This window comes from Microbacterium sp. HM-570 (assembly GCF_054165885.1).
Map to the genome: position 1 here is coordinate 198,550 of NZ_CM135111.1, position 19,925 is coordinate 218,474.

22 protein-coding genes are annotated in these 19,925 nt (G+C 65.9%); 8 read left to right on the forward strand and 14 right to left on the reverse strand.

Annotation, left to right across the window (positions count from 1 at the left end; genetic code table 11):
* Positions 1–24: 24 nt before the first annotated feature.
* Positions 25–594 carry a dihydrofolate reductase family protein gene (locus ACT9TC_RS00905; RefSeq protein ID WP_458041610.1) on the reverse strand — a complete coding sequence of 190 codons (570 nt, stop codon included), beginning with the start codon at positions 592–594 and terminating at the stop codon, positions 25–27.
* 120 nt (positions 595–714) lie between these two features.
* On the opposite strand from ACT9TC_RS00905, the gene ACT9TC_RS00910 reads away from it, so the two are divergent.
* On the forward strand, positions 715–1,065 hold the full coding sequence (locus ACT9TC_RS00910; protein WP_458041611.1) for a hypothetical protein: 351 nt from the start codon (positions 715–717) through the stop codon (positions 1,063–1,065).
* A 741-nt stretch (positions 1,066–1,806) separates the two neighbouring features.
* On the opposite strand, the gene ACT9TC_RS00915 is transcribed toward ACT9TC_RS00910, so the two are convergent.
* From ACT9TC_RS00915 to ACT9TC_RS00925, 3 genes are read right to left on the reverse strand one after another with little or no spacing between them, the layout of a single operon-like run.
* Positions 1,807–2,088 (reverse strand): DUF6510 family protein, encoded by a 282-nt coding sequence (locus ACT9TC_RS00915; RefSeq protein ID WP_458041612.1) that lies wholly within the window; start codon positions 2,086–2,088, stop codon positions 1,807–1,809.
* Positions 2,085–2,810: an FAD-binding oxidoreductase gene (locus ACT9TC_RS00920; RefSeq protein WP_458041613.1), complete on the reverse strand. Its 726-nt coding sequence runs from the start codon at positions 2,808–2,810 to the stop codon at positions 2,085–2,087. Before ACT9TC_RS00920 ends, ACT9TC_RS00915 begins: the two co-directional genes overlap by 4 nt.
* Positions 2,804–3,397, reverse strand: a complete 594-nt coding sequence (locus tag ACT9TC_RS00925) for a molybdopterin-dependent oxidoreductase (protein WP_458041614.1) — start codon at positions 3,395–3,397, stop codon at positions 2,804–2,806. The genes ACT9TC_RS00920 and ACT9TC_RS00925 overlap by 7 nt, the downstream gene beginning before the upstream one ends.
* Before the next feature lie 177 nt (positions 3,398–3,574).
* On the opposite strand from ACT9TC_RS00925, the gene ACT9TC_RS00930 reads away from it, so the two are divergent.
* Entirely contained in the window at positions 3,575–4,498 is a 924-nt protein-coding gene (locus ACT9TC_RS00930) for an AEC family transporter (RefSeq protein WP_458041615.1), read from the forward strand.
* Positions 4,499–4,591: 93 nt separating this feature from the next.
* Positions 4,592–5,143, forward strand: coding sequence for an HdeD family acid-resistance protein (locus ACT9TC_RS00935; RefSeq protein ID WP_458041616.1), 552 nt, complete (start codon positions 4,592–4,594; stop codon positions 5,141–5,143).
* A 70-nt stretch (positions 5,144–5,213) separates the two neighbouring features.
* Here ACT9TC_RS00935 and ACT9TC_RS00940 read toward each other — a convergent pair whose 3' ends face one another.
* Positions 5,214–5,972: an SDR family oxidoreductase gene (locus ACT9TC_RS00940; protein ID WP_458041617.1), complete on the reverse strand. Its 759-nt coding sequence runs from the start codon at positions 5,970–5,972 to the stop codon at positions 5,214–5,216.
* 132 nt (positions 5,973–6,104) lie between these two features.
* Between ACT9TC_RS00940 and ACT9TC_RS00945 the strand changes: the two genes are divergently transcribed.
* The 4 genes from ACT9TC_RS00945 (at position 6,105) to ACT9TC_RS00960 (ending at position 8,862) form a co-directional block, all read left to right on the forward strand.
* The gene (locus ACT9TC_RS00945) at positions 6,105–6,596 is read left to right on the forward strand and encodes an NfeD family protein (protein WP_458041618.1); all 492 of its coding nucleotides are present in this window, start codon (positions 6,105–6,107) and stop codon (positions 6,594–6,596) included.
* A complete protein-coding gene (locus ACT9TC_RS00950) occupies positions 6,593–7,543 on the forward strand; it encodes an SPFH domain-containing protein (protein ID WP_458041619.1) in 951 nt (316 codons plus the stop codon). Before ACT9TC_RS00945 ends, ACT9TC_RS00950 begins: the two co-directional genes overlap by 4 nt.
* An 11-nt stretch (positions 7,544–7,554) precedes the next feature.
* On the forward strand, positions 7,555–8,331 hold the full coding sequence (locus ACT9TC_RS00955) for a glycerophosphodiester phosphodiesterase family protein (RefSeq protein WP_458041620.1): 777 nt from the start codon (positions 7,555–7,557) through the stop codon (positions 8,329–8,331).
* A gap of 147 nt (positions 8,332–8,478) precedes the next feature.
* Positions 8,479–8,862 (forward strand): RNA polymerase-binding protein RbpA, encoded by a 384-nt coding sequence (locus ACT9TC_RS00960; protein ID WP_396641324.1) that lies wholly within the window; start codon positions 8,479–8,481, stop codon positions 8,860–8,862.
* A gap of 71 nt (positions 8,863–8,933) precedes the next feature.
* On the opposite strand, the gene lnt is transcribed toward ACT9TC_RS00960, so the two are convergent.
* The 9 genes from lnt to ACT9TC_RS01005 form a co-directional block, all read right to left on the reverse strand.
* The gene (gene lnt, locus ACT9TC_RS00965; RefSeq protein ID WP_458041621.1) at positions 8,934–10,481 is read right to left on the reverse strand and encodes an apolipoprotein N-acyltransferase; all 1,548 of its coding nucleotides are present in this window, start codon (positions 10,479–10,481) and stop codon (positions 8,934–8,936) included.
* 62 nt (positions 10,482–10,543) lie between these two features.
* A complete protein-coding gene (locus tag ACT9TC_RS00970) occupies positions 10,544–13,027 on the reverse strand; it encodes a DEAD/DEAH box helicase (protein WP_458042974.1) in 2,484 nt (827 codons plus the stop codon).
* A 14-nt stretch (positions 13,028–13,041) separates the two neighbouring features.
* Positions 13,042–13,803, reverse strand: coding sequence for a twin-arginine translocase subunit TatC (gene tatC, locus ACT9TC_RS00975; protein ID WP_458042975.1), 762 nt, complete (start codon positions 13,801–13,803; stop codon positions 13,042–13,044).
* 66 nt (positions 13,804–13,869) lie between these two features.
* Positions 13,870–14,130, reverse strand: coding sequence for a Sec-independent protein translocase subunit TatA (tatA, locus tag ACT9TC_RS00980; RefSeq protein WP_458041622.1), 261 nt, complete (start codon positions 14,128–14,130; stop codon positions 13,870–13,872).
* A gap of 84 nt (positions 14,131–14,214) precedes the next feature.
* On the reverse strand, positions 14,215–15,162 hold the full coding sequence (locus ACT9TC_RS00985; RefSeq protein ID WP_458041623.1) for a helix-turn-helix transcriptional regulator: 948 nt from the start codon (positions 15,160–15,162) through the stop codon (positions 14,215–14,217).
* Entirely contained in the window at positions 15,159–16,142 is a 984-nt protein-coding gene (locus ACT9TC_RS00990) for a helix-turn-helix transcriptional regulator (protein WP_458041624.1), read from the reverse strand. The genes ACT9TC_RS00985 and ACT9TC_RS00990 overlap by 4 nt, the downstream gene beginning before the upstream one ends.
* 46 nt (positions 16,143–16,188) lie before the next feature.
* Positions 16,189–17,148, reverse strand: a complete 960-nt coding sequence (locus ACT9TC_RS00995; protein WP_458041625.1) for an FKBP-type peptidyl-prolyl cis-trans isomerase — start codon at positions 17,146–17,148, stop codon at positions 16,189–16,191.
* A gap of 5 nt (positions 17,149–17,153) precedes the next feature.
* Positions 17,154–18,239: a tRNA (adenine-N1)-methyltransferase gene (locus tag ACT9TC_RS01000; protein WP_458041626.1), complete on the reverse strand. Its 1,086-nt coding sequence runs from the start codon at positions 18,237–18,239 to the stop codon at positions 17,154–17,156.
* Positions 18,236–18,922 carry an HAD family hydrolase gene (locus tag ACT9TC_RS01005; RefSeq protein WP_458041627.1) on the reverse strand — a complete coding sequence of 229 codons (687 nt, stop codon included), beginning with the start codon at positions 18,920–18,922 and terminating at the stop codon, positions 18,236–18,238. Before ACT9TC_RS01005 ends, ACT9TC_RS01000 begins: the two co-directional genes overlap by 4 nt.
* 136 nt (positions 18,923–19,058) lie before the next feature.
* Here ACT9TC_RS01005 and ACT9TC_RS01010 point away from each other — a divergent pair, with 136 nt between their 5' ends.
* A complete protein-coding gene (locus ACT9TC_RS01010; RefSeq protein ID WP_458041628.1) occupies positions 19,059–19,922 on the forward strand; it encodes a PAC2 family protein in 864 nt (287 codons plus the stop codon).
* Positions 19,923–19,925: the final 3 nt, after the last annotated feature.

The window sequence follows — 19,925 nt, forward strand, 5'->3', positions numbered from 1 at the left end:
CCACACGCTAGCGCGCGCTGCAGATCAGCGCTGGGAGTTATCCACAGAGTAGGTCAACTCGGCGAACTGCCCGACCCGGCGCACTCCCTCGAGCGTCAGACAGTTCGATTCCAGCCGCCGGGGGAGAAGCGCCCGCCCCGATCCCAACGCGACCGGGGCGACGCTCAGCACGATCTCGTCGAGGAGCTCCGCATCGGCGAACTGCCCGGCGAGGTCACCGCCCCCGACGACCCAGACATCCTTCTCGTCGGCTGCCGCGACAATCTCGGCCCAGGCGTCGACGACGTCACCCGACCGGAAGCGAATGTCTGCTCCCGGAACGGCAGCCAGCGTCCGGCTGGTGAAGACGAACGTCGGACGGTTCGCGTAGAACTGAACCCACTTCTCGGGATGCTCCAGCAGTTGATCGTGGTCGACCACCCATTGATAGGTCGTTGAGCCTTCGACGAGTACGCCGATTCGATCCATGAACGAGTCGATGCCGGCCTCCGCTTCGGCAGCATCCGGCACGGCGAACAGCCAGTCGAGGGAGTCGGACCGGTCCGCAATGAACCCATCGAACGTGGCAGCTGTGTAGTAGACGACCCGAGTCATCTTGCAAATGTACGAGGCAGCACCGACACCGACTTCGACACTGCACAGTACGGCTTAGCGGATATGGGCGCCCGATGAAAGGGGGTGGGGTCACCTGCGGGCGATTGATACACCTAGAAGATGCACAAAATCCACTACGCGGGAGATTCGATCGTGACCGGGTCGGAGATCGCGCGCGCACTGTTGGACTACGCGCAGGCTTTGTCGCAGGTGGCTGCATCGGCCACTGTCGAGGTGCCGACGTTGGAAGAAGATGGAGAACACGGTCGAGTCGAGTTACTCATCGGCCCCGCCAGCCAGCTGGTCGCGCACGAGGTGCGCACGGACGAACCAGACCCGGTCGATCAGGAGCTGGTCGACAGGATGACTGCGGAGGCGACTCGTCTGCGTCAGTTCGGCTGGCACACCCCGACGGCGGCGGTTGTGCCGGTCGATTCGAAGCAGGAGTGGACGGATCTCGAAGAGTTCTAAGCGGCAGCTTCCCCTGCGCGTAGCGTTCAAGTATGACGCACCCATACGAGTTGCCCTCGATGCGGGCCATCACAGCGCTCGGCCTGGGTGCGACGATTGCCACCCTGTCGGCGACGCTACTCATGCACCTGCTGCAAAGCGTCCTGCACTAGGGCTGTGATTTGCTCGTCGGGGGAGAGGCAGGCACCGGATCGTGGGCTTGTTCGGATGGAATCGGATACCTCTTACCGGGGATCTCGCTCGTCGTCCCGATCTTTCTCGCGGCCGTGCTGGGTACGATCGTGTCCTTCGCGCTGCGTGCGCGTGTCGTGCGTCGCGTTGGCGAATGCGCTCCGCACGCTCCTGGATCCAGCGCATGGTGTCTGCTCTACCGCTGATCGTGACCGTGGTGGTTCTCGGAATGTTGTTCGTCTTCGCACTCACATTTCCGGATTACCAACGCGGATACTGACATGCTGAGTAGGGGCGAAAACAAACTGCACGGTGCCAAAGTAGATGTCACCAGCGCAACGCGCTGACCTGGGCTTTGACAGACGATTCTGCGGAATCTACGGATGCGCGTGTCAGCCTGATTGACGCCCGTGAACTGGCCATCTGTCTACTCGTGGGCCTCGAGCTGTGCGAGCCGTCGGTACAGGGTGGCGCGTGACATTCCCAGGTCGCCAATGTGAACTGACATAATGTGCATTATCGGAGATCAACCACGGAGAAGTACGAGCCCAGTCAGCCGCTCTGCGAACCTCAGGTCGTGCGAAGCTCAGCGAGCGCAGAGAAGGTCATACGTGGCGGATCCTCCGCGAACATGACGGTGGCGAGGGTCTTCGTGCACGATCGGCAGCGGACAATCGCCGCGGTGTCGTCGATTTCGACCCAAGCCTCGGCAATTCGAGCAGCAGAACCGCACGAGGCGCACACGGCGACCATCTCGGTCGGCTCACCACCGAACAGACGTCCCAGAGCGCCGGCCAGCACGTTGCCATCGACGTGGTCCGCGTGAGCCGCGCGCCTGTGTGGATCCATCATCCGCCCCCGAATCTTTCGGTCTTGATGCGTGCCGGATCGTGGCCGAGCTCGACGAGTCGACGCGAGACAACCTCGACGAACGCCGTCGGTCCGCATACGTACACCGTGGGAGCATCCGTCGCGGGAAAGACAGCCGCGGCGATCGTCTCAGCATTCAGCCGCCCGACGACGCCCGGCCAACCCTCGGGAGCATGCTGCGTGAAAGCCCAGGTGAGTTCGATCCCCTGCTCCCCCAGCATCATCAGGTCATCGCGATATATCGCGTCTTCGGGAGACTTGACCGAATACAACAGTCGGAACGGCTGACCCGTACCCGCGGCGGCACGAGCTCGCGCGATCGCACGGAGCGGAACGATTCCCGATCCCCCGGCGATCAGTTGAACGGCCGACGCATCCTCGTCCCGCCAGACGAAATAGCCGCCCAGCGGTCCGAGGATCTCGAGATGATCTCCCGGTTGCGCGTCGCGCACGAGATAGGGCGAGACCTCTCCCTCAGGGTGCTCGTCCACCGCAAGCTCGATCCGCTCCCCCGTGCCCGACGAGCCGAGCGAATATGACCGCACCGCTTGGTAGCCGTCCTCCGCGGTCAGGCGAACGTCGACGTGCTGTCCGGGAAGATTGCCAGGCCATCCGGGCACATCGATTCCCAGAACCCGTGCATTGGGGGTTACTTTCGTGACGTCCGCGACCTGCGCGACAGCCCAGGTACGAGGCGCTACCAATACCGTTCCTCAGTCCAGGGGTCACCGTGGGTGTGGTATCCGTTCTGCTCCCAGAATCCCGGGTCGTCGTGAGCCTGCAGCGTGATGCCTCGAACCCACTTAGCGCTCTTCCAGAAGTAGAGGTGCGGCACGAGCAGCCGCGCGGGACCGCCGTGCTCGGGATCGAGCGGTTCGCCGTCGAACTCGAACGCGATCCACGACTTGCCGCCGAGCAGATCTTCGAGCGCGAGATTGGTCGTGTAGCCGCCGTACGAGTGCACCATCACGTACTCATCGGCCGTATCGAGCCCGGCGAAGAGCGTGTCGAGCGAAACGCCCCGCCACGTCGTTTCCAGCTTCGACCAGCGGGTGACGCAATGGATGTCGGTGTGCACATCCTCGATAGGAAGCGCGTGGATCTCGTCCCACGTCCAGTCGGTGACGACGCCCTTTTCGGTAGCGATCGAGAAGGCCCAGTCCCCCGTGTCGATCTGCGGCGTCGGGCCCGCGGACAGCACGGGGAAGTCGGCGGTGAGGTACTGGCCCGGCGGGAGCCGCGGATCGCTCTCACGTCGTCGCTCACCGAATCCTCGCGAGAAGATCGCCACGTCAGTCTCCCGTCACGCCCGATCGGGCTCCGAAATCGTGCCCCTTTGGGGGCAAAGTCCGAGCCACAGCGTATCCGATCACGCCTCGTCTGTAACACAGCAGATCGTCGCACATCGTTACGCTCGAGTCGTGCCACTCCCCCACACGCCGCGCATTCACGGCGGAAGCTGCACGCGGTGAGCGGGATCCTCACCGGGTTCGCCGTCGTCGGACTCGCAATCGCGCTCGGCTATGTTCTCGGGCGGCAGGGACTGCTCGGCGAGCACGCACACTTTGTCCTCTCGCGACTGACCTTCTTCGTCCTCTCGCCATTCTTGCTCTTCGTCGTGTTGGCCGAGGCGGACATTCCGACGCTATTCTCGGCGCTTCTGCCCGTCTCGGCGCTGACAGCAATCTCGATGTTCGCGGTCTACGCGGTTCTTGCCAGACTCCTGTGGCGACGCGGGCTGGGCGACACCGTCGTCGGCGCGCTCGGTTCGGGATACGTCAACGCCAACAACATCGGAATCCCGATCGCCCTCTACCTGATGGGTAACGCCGCATACTCGGCACCGGTGATCCTCGCCCAGTTGCTCGTCTTCATGCCGATCGCTCTCGTACTTCTCGACGCATCGACCAGCACGTCGGCGCCGTCCGTCGGTCGCATCATCAAGCAGACAGCCCGCAACCCGATGCTGATCGGCGCAGCGCTCGGCGTCGTCGTCGCGCTCACCGGTATCCAGTTGCCACCCGTCGTGTGGGAGCCGATCGCACTGATCGCCGGCGCATGCGTTCCCATCCTGTTGATCTCGTACGGCCTCTCCCTTCCCGGGGCCCGCGTGCTGGCGGCGAAAGGGCGACGCCGCGACATCCTGTTGGCGAGCGGGCTCAAACTCGTCGCGATGCCGCTCGTCGCGTGGTCGCTGGCGCAGTTCGTCTTCGCGCTCCCCCGCGACCAGGTTCTGGCCGTTGTTGTTTTGGCCGCTCTCCCGACCGCGCAGAATGTCTTCAATTTCGCGCAGCGTTACGACGTAGGCGAACGCATCGCCCGCGACACGATCTTTCTGACCACGGTCGGATGCATCCCCGTGCTGTTGATCGTCGCGCTCGTGCTGTCCTAGACCCGCTCGACACGCCTCTGCGGCCATCTGTGCATGAAGCCGCGACGGCGCTAACCTGGTGTCTCACAGGTATTTCTCAGAAAGGACACTCCCATGTCCACCAACATTCCCGTCGAAAAGGCTGCCGTCAACGGCATCCGCACCGCCCTCGGACTGAGCGGCGCCATCGCGCTCATCGTGGGTATCCTCATTCTGATTCGCCCCGGCGGCACGGCCATTTTCGTAACAGCAATCATCGCGGTATACGCCGTTGTGGCTGGTCTCGTATATGCCGGTCTAGGTATTTTCGCCAAGTCGATGGGCGGGTGGGCGCGTGTTGGCCACATCGTTCTCGGTCTCCTGTATGTAATCGCGGGAATCATCGTCTTCACCGACCTCGCGGCCGCAACGGGCTGGCTCGCGTTGTTCCTCGGGATTCTCGTTGGCATCATGTGGATTGTCGAAGGCGTCGTCGCGCTTACGACACTCGGCGGCTCTGCCTCGAAGGGATGGACGATCTTCTTCGCACTTTTGAGCATCGTCGCGGGTATCGTGCTGCTGTTCTCGCCGCTTTACATCGCTATCTTGTGGCTCATGCTCGGTATCTCACTGGTCGTGCTCGGCATCATCCAGATCGTCCGCGCTTTCAGCTTCAAGCCGCTCTAGTCGACCGGTCGCTACACGCGAAAAGCGCGCATCCCCGGCTCCGGGAATGCGCGCTTTTTCGTACGACAGCTCAGCCGAAGTCGGTGGTGTCGCCCACCAGGCGTGTGTTGTCCTCGGGAATCGGTTCCACCGCCGCTCGCGCGATCTCTGCGGCGAACTCGCCGACGTTGTAGAGCTTGCCGGCCGACTCGCGCCGTGAAGCAATGGCGCCGGGGTTCGCCCGCTCGAGGAGGGTTGCCGTGATCGTTCCCTCGATCATGTCGCCCGAGACGACGACGAACTCGATCCCGCGTTCCGTCAGATCGGGGATCAGCTCACGCAGGGCGTCCTCGCCTGCGCGCTTCGACAAAGCGACGGGTTCGTACTCGGGCATCGTCGGAGTCGTTCGGATGAAGTGGGCCTGGTGGCTCGTCACGAACACGACGCGTGAACCCGCGTCGAGCAACGGCAGGGCACGCTGCAGCGCCCCGACCTGGGCATCACGGTTCAGCAGGAGCGCATAGTCCTCTCCCCTTCCGCTCTCCATGCCACCCGAGGCGTTCAGGACCAGGATGTCGAGTCCACCGAACTCCCGCTCGACCTCGGCGTACATCGTGCCGACCGAATCGGCGTCGGTGAGGTCCGCACCGATGACGAGCGCGCGAACACCGAGCTCGCGGACCTGAGCGGCCAGCTTCTCGGCGCGAGGCCCCTTGTTGCGGAAGTTGATGACGACGTCCGCGCCCGCTTCGGCGAGATGCCGAACCGTATCGGCACCGATTCCACGGGACGAGCCCGTCACGAGCACCCGCTTTCCTACGAGCGAACCGGGTGCGAGGGGCTGTGACATGCGTACTCCTGGGGTGGCGGGGTGAGACGTTCTCGACCCTACCAAGCGGGCGCCGCTGGCCTGTCGTTGCGGCAAATCCTCCGGCCTTTCCGCGCCACCCGCGTGCTAGGTTCGGTGAGGAGGAGGCCTCTCATGGAACTCATCCAGAACGTCGAGCAGTTCGCGTGGATCGGATGGATCGTTCTGATCCTCGTCTTCTTCACGATCGAGACGTTGACGCTCGAAATGACCTTCCTGATGCTCGGACTCGGCGGGCTTGCGGGCCTGGCATCGGACCTCGCGGGTGCTCCACTCTGGCTGCAGGTCATCATCGCCGCGGCTGTCGCGGCTCTTCTGCTTCTCGTGCTCCGGCCACCCCTCCTACGACGCCTCCGCCGCGGCGAGGATCCTGCCCTCAGCAATGTCGATGCACTCCGCGGCATGCTCGGCGTCGTCGTCGCTACGGTCGGACCGATGGGCGGACAGGTGCGCCTCGCGAACGGTGAAACGTGGACGGCGCGCACAGCGACGGCCATCGAGATCACTCCCGGCGTCGCGGTCACCGTCACCCTGATCGACGGGGCCACCGCAGTCGTCCAACCGGTTGAACCACCGCAAGAAATCCAGGAGGAGTTCCCCGCATGATCGAGGACATCATCCCCACAGCGATCGGCTGGGCACTGGCGCTCGTCGTTTTCATCTTCGTCGTCGTCGTCATCGCTCGATCGATTCGCATCATTCCGCAGGCCTCTGCGGGGGTCGTCGAGCGGCTCGGACGCTACCGCCGCACGCTGATGCCGGGACTGAACGTGCTGGTGCCGTTCATCGACCGCGTTCGGCCGCTGATCGATCTGCGCGAGCAGGTCGTGTCGTTTCCCCCGCAGCCCGTCATCACCGAGGACAACCTCGTTGTCTCCATCGACACGGTCATCTATTTCCAAGTGACGGACCCGCGCGCCGCGACATACGAGATCAACAACTATCTCGGGGCCGTCGAGCAGCTGACGACCACAACACTTCGTAATGTCGTCGGAGGCCTGAACCTCGAAGAAGCGCTGACGAGCCGCGACGAGATCAACCAGAAACTGCGCATCGTGCTGGACGAGGCGACCGGCAAGTGGGGCATCCGCGTCGGTCGCGTCGAGCTGAAGGCGATCGACCCGCCCGCCTCCATCCAGGATTCGATGGAGAAGCAGATGCGAGCCGAGCGTGACCGACGTGCTCTCATCCTGACTGCCGAGGGAACGAAGCAGTCGGCGATCTTGACGGCCGAGGGCGCCCGCCAGGCTGAGATCCTCCGTGCCGAGGGCGACAAGGCCGCGGCCGTGCTCCGCGCCGAGGGAGAGGCCCAGGCGATCCAGACCGTCTTCCACGCCATTCACGTCGGCGACGCGGACGAGAAGCTCCTGGCCTACCAATACCTGCAGACGCTGCCCAAGATTAGCGAGGGCGAGTCGAACAAGCTCTGGATCATTCCGAGCGAGTTCACCGCAGCACTTAGCGGTATCACGAACGCTTTCGGTGTGAAGCCGGCGACACCCGAGCGGCCCACTCCCCCAGCCGCGGGCGGTCCTGTTCCTCCGCTCGCCTGAAGCCCTTCCCCGTGAGCCATCCCTGGTTCGCCGGTGCACGACGGCCCCGCGTGCTCGCTCATAGAGGGTTCGTCACGTCGCGTATGGCGCGCGGCGGGATCGTCGAGAACTCATTCGCGGCGCTCTCGCAGGCGCACGCGACCGGCGCCCTCTACGTCGAATCGGATTGCCACGTCACCCGCGACGGCGTCGTCGTTCTGTTCCATGACAACGACCTCAAACGTGTCACTGGCGACCCCCGCCCGATCGCGAGTGTCGAGGTGAGTGAACTCTCGGATCTGATGGCAACGCGCGGTGGGCTCGCGACTCTGAGCCAGGCCCTCGACGCGTTTCCGACTCTGCGCTTCAACCTCGATGTGAAGGCCGCGGCGGCGGCTGCTTCGGTCGGACGCGAGGTCGCCGATCACGGCGGGCGGGTGCTGCTCACGAGTTTCTCGGATCGACGGCGCCTTGCCGCGCTTGCCGCAGCCCGCTCTGGCGCCGGAGAAGTGGGTCCCGCGACATCCGCCGGCGCTGCGACGATCGCACGCATTCTCGGCGCGGTGGCACTCGGCTCAGAGCGCGCTGCGGCCCGACTCTTCGTCGGAGTGGACGCGATCCAGATCCCCGAGCGCCATGGACGTTTCCGCGTCCTCACCCCGCGTCTCGTCCGTGCGGCGCATGCGGCTGGCGTAGAGGTGCACGTCTGGACCGTGAACGATCCAGCCGATATGCGCCGCCTCGTGAAACTGGGAGTGGATGGGATCGTCACAGACAGGGCCGATGTCGCCCTCGACGCCTGGGGTTGATCCGGAAAACTCCCGACCTTCACGCTGTGCGTTGACTGAGAATGACGCGCCTCGACGGCCCGTTCGGATGATGCACCCAGGTCATGGCGTTATACCGGAGGAAGGAGTTATACGACTCCGTCATACACACGCCGAGGAGACCACACGATGGCAGATCGCAGCCTACGGGGCATGCGTCTCGGCGCCCAGAGCCTACAGAGCGAAGAGGGCGTCGTATTCATGGAGCGCACGGAGTACACGTACGCGTGTACCGTGTGCGAACGACAGACCAAGCTGGTGTTCGCGGCCGACGCCGAGGCACCGGAAGCCTGGGAGTGCCGCACGTGCGGCGCCGAGGCTGCACTGGTCGTCGACAACGAGGCTGTGACGATCGATCACAGCGCCGACAAGATCCCGCGTACGCACTGGGACATGCTGCTCGAGCGCCGCACGCGCGCCGAGCTCGAGGAACTCCTCGAAGAGCGTCTCGCGTACCTGCGGGCACGCCGCGGCGCCGGCCAGAACCCCGACAGTCTGCTGCTCGGGGCGTAGCCCACACGACACCGAATAAGGGACCGGATGCTTCGGCATCCGGTCCCTTATTCGTGTCTAGCCCTCAGCCGTCACACCGTGCGTCTGCGCGTTCTCAGTGCCAGCCCCAGGACGGCGAGCGAGAGCAGGCTGCCGGTCGCGATCCCGATCGGCACCGCGTCGCCCAGTACCACCGCCGGCGTCAGCCCCGTTCGCAGAGGAACCTCGGTGAGCATGTACCCGGCTTCGTCCACGGGAAGGCCGTCGATCACACTGCCGTCGGGAGCGATTACCTGGCTCGTGCCCACGGTAGATAGGTTCACAACGGCCCGACCTGTTTCGATCGCACGCATACGGGCGAACGCAAGCTGTTGTACGTTCTCGTCCGTCCCGCGGAAGTCCGCGTTGTTCGTCTGGAACATATACACCTGAGCACCCTCGCGTGCTCCGTTCCAGATGACGTCGTCGTAGATGACGTCGAAGCAGATTGCGAGGCCCACACCGACTCCGCCGACATCGAACAGCGGCGCATCGGTGCCCGGTGTGTACTCACGCTGGATCAGGTCGATCAGGTCGGGCGCGAAGAGGCGGTAGAACCAGCGGTCCGGCACATACTCGCCGAAGGGTACGGGGTGCCTCTTGTCGTACGTGACAACCGCGCCCTCCCCCGCGTTCCACAGCATCGACGTGTTGAAGAACAGTCCGTCGCGTTCGGTGGCGGCGTTCACGATGAGTGGGGCATCGACACCCTCGGAGACGTTGTCGAGCGTTCTCGCAGTGCTCGAGTTGTTCAACGGATCAGAATCCACGCCACCCTCGGGCCACAACAGCACGTCCATCTCTTGGCCGTAGAGCGGCCGGGTGGCGGCGAGTTGCGCGGCGAGTACGGCGTTCGCCGGTGCGCGATCGAAATAGCCCGAGGGACCGTTGCCCTGGACGGATCCAACACGCATGGTCCCTGCGTCTGTAGTCGGAAACTGTGGCGCGACGGCGATCAACAGGATGACCACAGCCGCGGGTGCCGCGGTGCGCAGGTCTCGGAACCTTCCGGCGCGCACGTACTCGATCAGCGCGGCACAGAACACCACCACGAGGAAAGACAATCCCGTGATGCCGACCCAGGACGCGGCCTCGGCAAAGGGTCCGTTTGTCTGGGTGATGCCCACCCGGCCCCAGGGATACCCGCCATAGGGCCAGGTGCCGACGACCAGTTCGCGCAGGCACCACAAGCCGGCGACGAGGGCCGGCAACGCTGTGAGGCGCGCCCAGAGGCCAGGCAGGACCCGGGGCAGCCAACGATAGGCCAGCGCGATCAAGACGGTCAACGCGGCGGTGATGGCCGCCTCGAACAACGACAGGGCGAGCCAGGGGACGGGGCCGAGGTACCGCGCCGTGAAGACCTGATTCGAGAGGAAGAAGGGAGCCGCGAAGGCGAACCCCACCAGAACGGCGCCCCACGCGCCCCGTCCGATGATGGACACGAGAGCAAGCACCACGGCGACGAAGGCTGCGGGCCACCAGGCAACATCGGGATAGGCCAGATCGAGCGAGAACCCGGCAGCGATCGAAGCAAGGACAGCGATCCACAACGGCAGCACGGGCCGTGTCGCGTCGTGTAACGCAGCGGATGACATGGGCATCCGACTACCCTACGGTCGCCGAGCTGTGTACCGGCCCGGAGCGCAGCCGCCGCCGCACGTGCTCACGCACCTGAGTACGCGACGATCCCACGCCGCACCGCATCGAGCGCGGTCCGTGCCGTGCGCCCCAACTCTCCGTCCGCGACGATCGAGAGTTGATCGAGCAGATCGATCAGTTGTTTGCACCAGCGCACGAAGTCCCCGGCCGCCATATCGGCGTCTTCGAGGACACGGTCCAGGGGCATCCCCCGGGCCCAGCCGCGTATCGCACGCGCAAGGCCGGTGGCGAGAGGCTCCGATCCGGGCAGGCGATGCTCCCGCTCGAGGTCATCGAGGTCGGACCAGAGTTCTTCCGTTGCGCTCAAAGCGACCCGGAACTCGCCGCCGGGAAGTCCATGCTCGCCGGGACCTGCGGAATCACGGCGCGGCTCGTAGACCAGGCAGCTCGCTAGTGCGGCCAACGAAGGCGCATCCAACCGATCCCACAGCCCACGCCGCAGCGACTCGGCGACAAGCAGGTCCCGCTCGCCGTAGATCCGGCGCATCGTGCGCCCCGCGGCGGTCAGCGTGGTTCCACCGTCCTCCCCCACACGCAGGTAGTCGAGCGCGGCGAGCACATCGGTAACGCGGTCGAACTGGCGCGCGACCGTGCCCGTGCGGGTGTCGATCTCACGCCGGGCCTTATCCGTCTGACGCTTGAGCTTCCAATACCGCTCGGCCCAGCGGGCGTGTGCCTCGCGATCGGGGCAGGTGTGAGACGCATGCCGCTGCATCCGCGTTCGGAGATCGCGAATCTGCGACTGCCGCCGCTCGCGCGCACCCTTCGAACGGAGAAACTCCCCCCGGTTCTGTTTCTCGAGATCGCTCAGCTCGCGTCGGATCCGCGAATACTCCGTGAAGTCGCCACGATCGCACGTCATCGATTTCTCGTAGCCGGCGAGCGATTCTTCTTGCTCGCGCACCTGGCGGGCGAGTCCGACCACGGCCCGGTCGGCCTGGAACTGAGCGAACGACGATTCGAGCAGCTCGCGTGCGCGCGCCCGACCGTACCGATCGATCAGGTTCACGGCCATGTTGTACGTCGGGCGAAAGCTCGAGTGCAGCGGATACGTGCGGCGCGAGGCAAGGGCGGCGACCGCCTGCGGGTCGAGCCCCTCGGTCCACTGGATGACCGCGTGACCCTCGACGTCGATGCCCCGGCGACCCGCACGTCCGGTGAGCTGCGTGTACTCCCCCGACGTGATCGCGACGCGGGCTTCGCCGTTGAACTTCTCGAGTTTTTCGAGCACCACGGTACGCGCCGGCATGTTGATGCCGAGAGCGAGGGTCTCGGTCGCGAACACCGCCCGCACGAGCTTGCGCCGAAAAAGCTCTTCCACGACCTCTTTGAAGGCGGGCAGGATTCCGGCGTGGTGCGCCGCCACTCCCCGCTCGAGATTGTCGCGCCACTCCCAGAAGCCCAGCACGGCCAGGTCTTCGTCGGGGAGTGAGCGCGTGCGATCTTCCACGATCGCGCGGATCTCGGCGCGCTCTTCGGGCGTTGTGAGGCGCAGGTTCGCGCGTCGAACCTGCGCGACGGCCTGCTCGCACCCGGCCCGGCTGAAGATGAAGAAGATCGCCGGCAGCAGATTGTTGCGGCGCAACAGTTCGACCACCTCCGGGCGATCCATCCGCTCGATCCGCTGCACATTGCTCGGCCGCACCGGACGCTGTCCGCCCCGCTGAGGACGGCCTCGGGACGGCTCGTAGCGGCCCGACTGCCGCCCGCTGTTCATGCTCTGCGCGCGTCGACTGTTCTCGAAGTTGGGTCCCTTGACCGACCGGACGCGCATCAGCTCTTGGTTGACCTGCGCCGTCGCGATCCCGGCCCGATCGTCGAAGAGCGGCAGCAGGTCGCTACGGACGAGCACGTGCTGCTCGAGCGGCACGGGACGAGTCTCCGACACGATGACCTCCGTGTCGCCGCGGACCGTGTCGAGCCAGTCACCGAACTCCTCGGCGTTGGATACCGTCGCCGACAGGGAGACGAGTCGGACCGAGCGGTGCAGGTGGATGATGACTTCCTCCCACACGGCACCGCGGAAGCGGTCGGCGAGGTAGTGCACCTCATCCATCACAACAAACGAGAGATCACGCAGAGCTGGCGAGTCGGCGTACAGCATGTTCCGCAGCACCTCGGTCGTCATGACGACGACCCGAGCATTGCCGTTGATGTTGGTGTCGCCCGTGAGTAGCCCGACCTGATCTGCGCCGTAGACCTGCTGGAGTTCACGGAATTTCTGGTTCGAGAGCGCCTTCATCGGCGTCGTGTAGAACGCCTTGCCGCGGTCGGACAGCATCGCCAGATGGATGGCGAACTCGCCCACGATCGTTTTGCCCGCTCCGGTCGGGGCCGCGACCAGCACGCTGCGACCTTCTTCGAGCGCCTGGCATCCGGCGATCTGAAACGGATCGAGATCGAACGGCTGCGCTTCGGCAAAGGCTGAGGTAGCGGGGTGTCGCTGCGCCTCGCGGGCGGCCGCGAACCGCTCGGCGGGCGACGGCACCTCTGCCGAGGGACTCACCCGTCGAGTCCGGGCGTCGGCAGGAGTGGGGGCTCACGACGGCGACGACGTCGGTCGAAGAGGAGCGAGAGCCCAGCCGCGGCGAGGTACAGGATGATCATCACTCCGGCTAAGAGGAGCATGGAGGCGATATCCGCTGCTGGGGTGGCCAGCGCGGCGAAGGTCGTCGAGATGATGACCGCCACCCGCCAGCCCTTTAGGATCGCGATGCCGCTCATAATGCCGGCGAGGTTGAGCGCCACGAGGAAGACCGGCAGGACGAACGCGACGCCTATCACCAGCAGGAACTTGAAGACGAAATCGTAATAGATGTCGTACTTGTAGAACTGAGCCATGCCCGTCGGGACGAAGCTCGCCATGAGCTCGATGACGTGGGGCAGGAGGAAAAAACCGAGCGTGCAGCCTGCGAAAAAGAGAGGGATGGCCGCTCCGAGGAACGACCAGGTATACCGGGCCTCTTTGCGAGTGAGCCCGGGCATGATGAACGCCCAAATCTGCCAGAGCCAGACAGGGGCCGAGATCAACAATCCGATCGCGAACGAGATCCGCAAACGCAGGTCGAACCCGCCGGTGACGGTGTCGAAGTTGAGCTGGACATAGGTCCGCCCCTCTTCTTCCGCGATCTGTCGGATGGGAACCGTCAGCAGATCGATGATCGGTCCAGTGATGAAGAAGGCAACGACCATGCCAACCACGAGCGCAAGCGCAGCGATCATCAACCGCTTGCGCAACTCCACGAGGTGCGCCGCGAGAGACATCCGCTTGTCGCGGCGCGGTTCGTCCTCCGAGACGGTCGCGCCCGCGTCGGTCGTGACCACGCTCGACTACGGCTTGGCTTCGGGGCTTCCAGCCGGCGGGGGCGCCGTGAGCCCCGTAGCCGACGGCGGATAGGGAGCAGCGGTCTGGTCTGCCTTCGCGGTGTCGGAAGCCGCGTCCTCTTCCTTCATCGCCTTCATCTCGCCGCGGAAAGCACGCGCAGACTGGCCCATGCTGCGGGCGAGCGCCGGAAGCCTCGCGGCGCCGAACAAGAGCAAGATCACGGCGAGGAGGATCAGCAGGTGCCATCCAGTCAGGTTTCCTAGCATGTGCTCTCTCCGTCGTATCGCCAGAACGTGCGCAGATTTCAGTCTACCCCGGGTATGCGAGGGGAGCCTTGAAGGCGCGGCGACCTACCGGTACTGAGCAAGCCCCGCCCGCGCCCACTCGACGGCGGCGACGCGTGCTTCGTCGGGAGCGACGATCTCGACCTCTCCCCCGCGACGCGTAGCCAGTCGCTTGAGCTGGGTCGGGTCGGCGACGCGCAGCACCGCGTTCGACCGGGCGCCCTCGGACTTCACCACGGCGTGATCCAGGAACTGCCCGAGAAGAGGAGCGACATGCGAGGTGAAACGGATGGTCGCCTCGAGAGGGCCGTCCGCCGTGCCGAACATTGTTTCTTCAGGATCATCGTGAGCACCCGCGGGGATGTCGGTGACCACGACGTCGCTGACGCGCTCGAGGTGGAACGTCCTCATATCGCGGCGCATGTGGCACCAGCCCCGCAGGTACCACTGGTCGTCCTTGACCAGGATCTTGACCGGGTCGACCGTGCGCGTCGTGGGCGAATCATCCGGCTTCTGATGGGTGAACGACACCGCGAAGCCTCGGTCGAGCGCGTCCATGACGGCCGACCGCACCTCGTCGCCGGGATTCGCGGTCACGGTCAACTCTGCGGGCGCTGTGCTCGCACCGCGCGAGAGCTTCGCGATGAGACCGGGCACGACCCCCTGAGCCGCGACGCCGGGGGCGGCACCCGCGAGCTGCAGTCCCGCCAGGAGCGCCGCCGCTTCGCGAGCTGTGAGCCGCGGCGCCCGTTCGAAGGCGACGGTGTTGAGCAGCTGCAGTTCGTCATGTTCGTCGAGCAGGTCCCAGTCGATGTCGAACAGGTCGTTGTGCATGCCGTCGGGCAGACCGATCACGACCAATCCCTCGGCCAAGCGTCGCAAGACGTCGGGCGCGACATCGAGCTCGCGTGCAGCCTCGGTGACCGAGACGGGCCCGCGTTCCACCAGATACGGCACGAGGTTCATCACGATCGCGACGCGGTCGATCGCGAGAAGCGGCTTTCCGGCACTCATGCGCTCACCCCGTGCGCCTCGAGAGTCCGCTGCAACCGCGCAATGACCTCGCGGCGGAGCTCCGGCGGGGACTCGACCCGCACCTCGGGGCCATACGAGGCGAGCTCGTCGGCGAGCACGTGAATGTCAACGAACCCGACGTGCAGGATGTCTCCGTCTCGCGTGCCTCGCCGACGCAAACGCACCGCGGCCTCGGTCGCGTCCTGCACGCGCAACGCGGCGACGTTCTGCGCCGACACACTCTCGAGGCCCAGACGAGCGCGCTCCCCCGCACCGGCGCGGGCCTCGGGATCGAATCCTTCCTTCGTCACCACGACGTCCCCGACGATTCGCGACAGCAGGAAGGTGCGCGTCTGACCGAGATCGCGGTCGAGTCCGTGCACGTGCCAGCGACCCTCGAACTCGATCAGCGCATGGGGTTCGACCGTTCGCACACGCGGGACATCGTCGCCCGGCTTGACGTAGGTGAACCGCACGACGCGAGCCTGGTCATTGGCCTGCCGGAGCGGAGCGAAGGCGGGGTCGCGCGCCGAGATGCGCGGGGCGAACCCGATGATGGGCTCATCGACGTCGATCCCGAGCGCACGGATCTTGCGAAGAGCGGCGCTTGCGTCTGCCGACATCGAGCTCTCACCCCACACTGCGGCGGCAAGGTTCAGAACAGCCACCTCTGCGGGCGTGAAGGTGATGTCCTCGGGCAGCAGATACTCGGCCTTGGGGATCAGGTAGCGCGCTTCGCGGAGGTCGTCCGGGTCTGCATGGTCCCCCACCGTGTGGATCGGGACGCCCAGGTCACGGAGGGCGTCCTTGTCGCGCTCGAACATCTTCTCGAGGGCGTCGGAGCTGCGACCCTCCGCGCGCGCCTCGCGATAACCAGAGACAGACGAGAGGATCTGCTCCTTCGTCAGGCCGTACCGGTGCGCCATGAGCGCGACGGTGAGGCTCAGCAGTCGCTCCTCGGGCGCAATCTTCTCCGGCACGGACCCATCCTAGGCGCGGGCACGGAACCCCAGACGGGGCGCGGGATCACTCCGGCAGTTCGTCGAGCCCGAGGATGTCGACCACGAACACGAGAGTCGAGCCCGCCGGCACCGCAGCGTTCGCCTGGTCGCCGTAGCCGAGCTCGGGCGGAATCACGATGAGCACCTGCGAACCCACCGTCTGCCCGCGAAGACCCTCCCCGAACCCCTCGACGACCTGGTCGAGTGAGAACGAAACCGGTGTTTTGCCCCAGGACGAGTCGAATTCTGTCTTGTCGTCCCAGAGCACACCGGTGTACGCGAGCCGCACGGGCACATCCCCGGTCACCTCGGCGCCGGTGCCCTTTTTCAGGACCTCGACCTTCAGATCCGTCGGTGGAGCGCTGTCGGGGACGATGATTCCCGGACGGCCATCGGGCGCGCGAACGACGCTCGGTAGGCCGTTCTCCGTCACGAACTGATCGGTACCGTTTGCCTTCGCGAGGTAGACCTTCTGCAGGTCGACCGACAGAATCGCAGCGCCGTCTTCGGCCAATCCCAGGCTTGCCGCAGACTCGGCCGGCAACGAAGAGCTCGGCATCACCGTGAGAACGCGGCTCCCCTCACGAGCACAGGTAAGGGAATCCTCGAGCCCCGGAAAAGTCGTCGTCCACTCGGACAGCGGGCGCGCCTGTGCCAGATCGCCATCGAAAAGGGTCGCGCCGAGGCGCTCGCCGGTCGATCCGTCGAACAGCACGATGTCTGCGAGCACCAATTGGTCAGGCGTCGTGATGGCAAGCCCGTCGCCCTCGATGGGATCCATCCAAACCGTCTCGTCCGTGATCACGGGAGTGTAGGCGTCCAACTCGGGCTCGGATCCGAAGGCACCCGTCACGGTCGCCGGCAGCTCGGTCTCCGGAGAGACAGGCCGGACGCACGACGTGTCCGCCGAATTGGCCGACGAGCATCCGACAAGTCCAACGCCGACGAGACCGACCGCGACCGCGGTTACGAGGAATTTACGCACGGGCATCAGTCTACGGTCGCCGCTTCCGCGTCACTGTCAGCGGCAGTGCCGGGGGTGACGCCCGGGCCATCATCTGCAGTGGTCTCGACCGGCCCGTCGCCGATCCGCCGCGCGTCGGCCGCGCGCCGCGCCTCGCGCACTCGCTTGCGAAGATTCTTGTCGGTGATGTCGCGGTCTCCGACGGCGCCCGGTGTCCAGAGCTCGACGTCTTCGTCGCCGTAGCTCGACTTCGAGGCGCGGCGCTTCTGCTCGGGAGCGACCGCACCCGGCGCGAGCCTGCGGGCCGAGATGAGAAAGCCCGTGTGCGCGACCATCCGATGGTCGGGCCGTACCGCGAGGCCCTCGACGTGCCATCCGCGCACCATGGTCTCGGATGACTCGGGTTCGGTGAACAGCCCCGTACCGCGCAAGAACTCGGCCACGCGCGAGAGCTGCGTCGCCGTGGCGACGTAGCAGATCACGACACCGCCGGGCCGAAGCGCCTCGGCAACGACACCGATGCACTCCCAGGGGGCCAGCATGTCGAGCACGACGCGATCGACGCTCGCGGGTTCGGTGGCCGCGGGCAGTTCTTCGGCAAGGTCACCCACGACGACCTGCCACGTCGGCGGTTCCTCACCGAGGAACGTCTGCACGTTCGCCCGCGCAACCTCGGCGAAGTCGGCACGACGCTCGAACGACATGAGGCGACCGGCGGGGCCGATCGCGCGAAGCAGCCAGAGCGAAAGCGCACCCGATCCCACGCCCGCCTCGACGACCGTCGCCCCGGGGAACACATCCGCCTGCGCGAGGATCTGCGCCGCATCCTTCGGGTACACGATCGCCGCACCGCGTGGCATCGACATGACGAAGTCGCGCAGCAGGGGACGAAGGGCCAGGTACTCGTGGCCGGCGCTGTTCTCGACGACCGAGCCATCCGGTAGTCCGATGAGCGCCTCGTGACGGAGCACGCCGTGGTGCGTGTGCAACTCGCCTCCGGCACGCAGAGTGATGGTGTGCAGGCGGCCCTTGGGGCCCGTCAGCTGTACCCGATCACCCGCACCGAAAGGTCCGGACGTGCGCGGACCCTCGTACTGCTCCGCGCCCGTCATGCGACGTGCCCGGCGTGCAGACCACGTTCGGAATGCATGCGCGCGACATCCGCGACGCCCACTCCGGCGAGCGTCTCGATGATGACCGACGTGCCGGTACCCGCCAGCGAGACGAGATTCGGCACGCCGATGACGGTGCAGCCCGCCGCAACGGCCGAGCGCACCCCGTTCGGGGAGTCCTCGATCGCGACCGTGTCGCTGATGTCGACACCGAGCAGTTCCGCGGCCTTGAGGTAGGGGTCGGGGAATGGTTTGGGACGCTCGACGTCGTCGCCGGCGACGATCAGGTCGAAGGCGTCGAAATCGAGTAGATCCACGATGGACGTCGCCATCCGGCGCATCGACATCGTCACCAGGGCGGTGGGGATACCCGCCTGGCGCAGACTCATCAGCAACTCGCGTGCACCCGGGCGGAACGGCACGCCGCCGCTCGCGAGCGAGGCCAGCACATCGTCGGTCAGGCGATCGATGATCTCGGGAACACCCATCCGCACGCCGGCGGCCTGAAAGATACGGGCCGAATCTTCCAGTCCGAGACCGACGAGCTGCAGAGCCTGTTCGTGCGACCACGTCCCCCCGAAGCTTTCCACGAGCGGCGTTTCAGCCGCCATCCAGTGGGGTTCGGTATCGACGAGGGTTCCGTCCATGTCCCAGAGGACAGCACGCGGATGGGGATGGGTCACTCTCCCCATGCTACCGAGCGCCTCGCGCCGAGCCTGGACCGTCCCCGAGCGCGAACGCCTATCCTGGAGTGATTCCGCGCGACGACATCCGTCATCACGTGGACCGCACCCGGGAGGCGCGGTGGGAGGAGGCGCGGTGGAAGGTCTCGGACGCAGAGTGCTCGTGGTCGCATTCGATGGTTGGAACGACGCGGGCGAAGCAGCGTCGGCTGCCCTCGGGGTACTGCGCGGCGCGGGAGAATTCGAACCCGTCCACTCGGTCGACCCGGAGCTCTACTTCGACTACCAATACACGCGCCCGTCGGTGGCCATGGATGCCGAAGGACGACGCTCGCTGCGCTGGCCCGAGGCGAGCATCCTTCGTCCCGCGCAACGCACGCGTGGCACGCAGCTGTGGCTGCTCACGGGAGTCGAGCCGGCACGCGCCTGGCAGGCGTTCGCCGCCGAGCTCGTCGATGTCGCCCTCCGCGAAGACATCACCGGCATCGTCGGCCTGGGCTCGATGATGTCCGACGTCCCACACACGCGCCCCATCTCCGTTTTCGCGGGTACCGAAAACGAGCGCATCCGGGAGAGCCTCGGGCTCGAACGCAGCACCTACGAGGGGCCGGTCGGAATCCTGTCCGTCCTGTCGGCCGCAGCCGAAGAGGCCGGTATCCCCGCCGTTGGGCTGTGGGCGAGCGTGCCGCACTACGTGGCGGGACACACTCCCTCGCCGAAGGCGACACTCGCGCTTCTGGACCGACTCGAAGATGTCGCGGGCGCGCCGATCGAGCGGGGCGATCTGCCGACCCAGGCCGCGACCTGGGAAGCATCCATCGACGCCGCAGCCGCCGACGACGAAGAGATGACGGAGTACATCCGTCAGCTCGAGCGCACGCGCGACACCTGGGACTCACCCGAGGCATCCGGCGACGCGATCGCCCAGGAGTTCGAGCGCTACCTGCGCCGGGGTGGCGACGGGCCCTCGAAGCCCGGCCGCGACGACCCGCGCCGCTGACAG